A 3,704-nucleotide genomic window follows, 5' to 3' on the forward strand; every position below is an offset into this window, starting at 1 on the left:
TAAACCAGTTGATCGAATGGCGTGGCCGACCCAAGGCCATTCGATGCGACAACGGACTACCTACGGACCCCGCTCAATATGTACGGTGTTTGTCAACGTAGTTGTCGCGTTGACCATCCATTTATGCAGCATCCTTCTGCGCTATTTCAGGCCTGTCAGGGTTGAGTGTCACCGGCCCAACAGGCTGCCATTTTCTCGTCTCTTTTGACCAACGTGCCGGTTGTCCGGCTCGGGCCTGCTGGTACAAGGCATGACGTTTGGCCAGAATATCCTTATCAAGACCTTGATGGCGTTCTGTCGGCGTGACGAAGCCTATTCGACTGTGCCGGTGCTCGGTGTTGTACCAGAGGATGAACTCTCTTACCCAGATCCTTGCATCGTCCAGACTTGCAAAGCCGGCAGTCGGCCACTGTGGGCAATATTTCAACGTCTTGAACAAGGCCTCCGAGAAAGCGTTATCGTTACTGACCCGTGGCCTTCCCCGCGAAGGCGTTACACCCAGGTCATGCATTTTGCTTAACAAGGTGACCGACTTCATGGGAGCGCCATTATCAGAGTGCAACACCAGCGGAGTGCGTAGGCATTTCTCGCTGAGAACACTGCGTTGTAGCAAGGCCGCTGCGTCATCACCAGACTCTGCCGTGTGTACTTCCCAGCCAACCGCTTTGCGGCTGTAAATATCTTCGATCAGGTACAGATAGTAATATTGCCCTCGCACCAGCGAGGGTAAATACGTGATGCCCCATGACCACACCTGATTAGGATGGCTCGCTTTATGCGTTGTCGGTGCTGGATGCCGACGCGGCGGCTGACAGCGCCCTCGTCGGTGCTGCTGATCAGCCGCACGCAGCACCCGATAGAAGCTGCTCTCCGATCCGATGTAACGACCTTGATCCGCTAAACGAGGCACTATTTGGCTCGGTGGCAAATGGGCAAATTCTTTGCTGTTACAAAGGGCTAAAATAGCTTGACGTTCTGCCTTGGATAACGCATTCGCCGGTGTCGGGCGAAGCGCGGTTGTGCGTCCGTCGGGCCTTACAACGCTCTCTGCTGTCCAGCGCTGGAACGTGCGTAAGCTAATGCCCACTTCTTCGCACGCGTATTTCTTGCGAGCCCCATGGGTGATGGCTTCAGTGAGCCATTCGACATAAATTTGCCTGTCTGGCAGCAAGGTCAATTGTCCTCGCTGTCGTCGTCCCAGTAGGCGTTGAGCTTTTTTCGCAGCACCAATAACGCAGCGGCTTCCGCTAACGCCTTCTCTTTACGATTAAGTTCACGCTCCAGCTGACGAATACGCTTCTTGTCAGCTTTAGCCTGGTCTCGCTCTGCCTGATGTTGCACCCTGGTATTTTGTTGGCCCGCCAGGCAGGCGGCCTTCCAGGCCTTAACCTGTTGAGGATAGAGGCCTTTGCCACGACAGTACTCGCTCAGCTCAATCTCGGAAAAGGTGGCTGTTTCGATGACCACTGATAGCCTGGCGTCTGCCGACCAGTTGTCGGTTAATGTTTGATCTCCGGGCACCGCAGCCCCTCCCGACTTGGCCTGTTTACGCCAAGCATACAGGGTGGCATCGGAAATACCTTCTTGCCGTGCCACTTCAGCAACGGATAGGTTGTGCGGAGGTAACAGCTTCTTCAACAGCGCTTCTCTGCGCTCTGGGGAATAACGTGGCATCGCAGTACTCAAACCGCCCCCGGGAATTGGTTAGGGTAAAACCAATCAGGCGACAACTACCCTGACACCGGGGGGTACCGAGGGCGTCAGTGACGAAAGCACTAAGCACCTGGCCTTGTTGAGTGTCGTCAATGCGCAGCATGGGCACAAAACTGCCTGGCTCATACACTACCGTGATGCGCTGATTATCGCTTTCCTCTCGCACAATGCGGTCGCCGTCCCAGCCGTAGTGGGTGATGGCAGTGGTGCCGTTGGTGTGGCGCACGGTCTTGCTGATCCGGCGGCCCAAGCCGTCGTAGCCCATGGTCAGGCCGTTTTCGAGAAGGTTTTCAGATACCCAACACTTTTACTTAACAAGTATAGATAAAAGTCAATTAATTCGTCCGGTCCATCCCAGCCATAAAATTACGAACATATATATGACACACAAACAAAAAACAATGTTGAGAGCCATCCCAGCAAGTGCTGTTTTTCCTCCCAATTTTAAATGCTTCTGGTGCCAAAAGAAATCTATCACTCTAGCCGCATCATCGCTCTTCTTTCTTTTAAAAAAGCTTAACAAATCCAGCTTGTAATAAGCTTGCGGATTCTCATTTTTAAAAATAGTCAAAAATCCACCTAATGATAAAAACCAGAAAGCTACTGGGGGCAGAAGTATTAAAAAAGACATTTATTAACTACCTTTGTTTTTTGATTTTACCTTTTTTGCTAATGCTATATTCTTCCTTATTATATAGCTGGCGTTCCACAGCCAGTTGCATAGAAAAATAAACACGTACCCATACCATATAATTTTAGAAGGAAGCGAGCCAGCTCCAAACAACCAGATTGAAAGAGGGACAAGCGGAAACAGTAAAAGTACAAAAAAAGTTCTTCCAATTTGCTTTCTCATTATTGCTCACCTATTTCCCAACAAGCGTTAGAGACTTCTGAGCGGCACATCTTGATTGCGCCACCAATATCGGCACCAAAGATACCCCCTGTTCCAATGGAAACAGAACCTGTGTTTGAAAAATTAAAATCAGCTTTTGTAAATATCCAGGCTCCATCCCCGCCAATGGTATAACTAACATCTCCAGGTTCAAAAGTACCTGTTGCAATAGAGCCACCAGCCGTTGTTCCTGCTCCAATTCTAGGCCCTGCCATAACACATGCTGTATGAACAGTGCATGCCAGCCCTCTTATAGGATCGAGAATTACTCCTGTTGATGTACTACCCCCCACCCCAATAACAAGTTGGCCTCCCGCCTCAGCAGTCCCAGTACCTCCCTCTCTAACCCTTTCGGCTGGGTTGAAAATATCCGTTACTCTTTCTGGTTCCGGTCGTGGGCGCGTATGTCCATTTTGAATAGCATCAGAAATGGGATCCAATAGATGCATATTTGCCCCGAATAGCCCCAACGGATCAATCGCCCCCACGGGATTCGTCACATACCCATACAAATTCGTCCCGCCGTTGAGACCAATCGGATCCTGACTAATATACCGCCCCTGCTGCGGATCGTAATACCGATGACGGTTGTAATAGAGCCCACTTTCCTCATCTTGCCACTGACCCTGAAAGCGAATCGGCTGGTTAATATTGCTGCGCTGATGTTTCACCGCCGCCCAATCATCAGGCTGCGCCTGCCATTTCGTGTCGCCGTTGACGGCAACCAGTTGCATGGGCGTACCCAGCGCATCCGTGATAAAGGCACTGAGCACTTGGCCCTGCTGGGTATCATCAATACGCAGCATGGGCACAAAACTGCCCGGCTCATACACGACTGTGGTGCGCTGACCGTCGCTTTCCTCGCGCACGATGCGGTCGCCATCCCAGCCGTAGTGGGTGGTGGCGGTGGTGCCGTTGGTGTGACGTACGGTCTTGTTGATTCGACGGCCCAAGCCGTCGTAGCGGTAGGTGGCCTCCGTGGTATGACCGTAGGTGCGGGTGTGGGTGAGCTGCACCAGGCGGTTGGCGCCGTCGTAGCCCATCGTCAGGCGCTCGCCGTCCGGTTGTTGCCGCTCGATCATATTACCCGCACCGTCGT

General features: G+C 52.0%; 4 protein-coding genes. All 4 read right to left on the reverse strand.

The window, feature by feature from the left end; all coding sequences use genetic code 11:
• Positions 1–121: 121 nt before the first annotated feature.
• Positions 122–1,674 (reverse strand): IS3 family transposase gene (locus CZ787_RS05260; protein ID WP_087106897.1). Its coding sequence is split into 2 segments (ribosomal slippage): positions 122–1,221 and positions 1,221–1,674, totalling 1,554 coding nucleotides; the frame shifts between segments, so codons are not numbered across the junction.
• Positions 1,598–1,978: a hypothetical protein gene (locus CZ787_RS18670; protein WP_140398970.1), complete on the reverse strand. Its 381-nt coding sequence runs from the start codon at positions 1,976–1,978 to the stop codon at positions 1,598–1,600. The genes CZ787_RS05260 and CZ787_RS18670 overlap by 77 nt, the downstream gene beginning before the upstream one ends.
• A 66-nt stretch (positions 1,979–2,044) precedes the next feature.
• A complete protein-coding gene (locus CZ787_RS05270; protein ID WP_087106901.1) occupies positions 2,045–2,344 on the reverse strand; it encodes a hypothetical protein in 300 nt (99 codons plus the stop codon).
• A gap of 221 nt (positions 2,345–2,565) precedes the next feature.
• Positions 2,566–3,704, reverse strand: a 1,139-nt coding sequence (locus CZ787_RS05280; RefSeq protein ID WP_217883845.1) for an RHS repeat-associated core domain-containing protein, incomplete at its 5' end; no start/stop codon positions are given.

Origin of the sequence: Halomonas citrativorans, from assembly GCF_900163645.1 — a bacterium.
GTDB lineage: Bacteria > Pseudomonadota > Gammaproteobacteria > Pseudomonadales > Halomonadaceae > Vreelandella > Vreelandella citrativorans.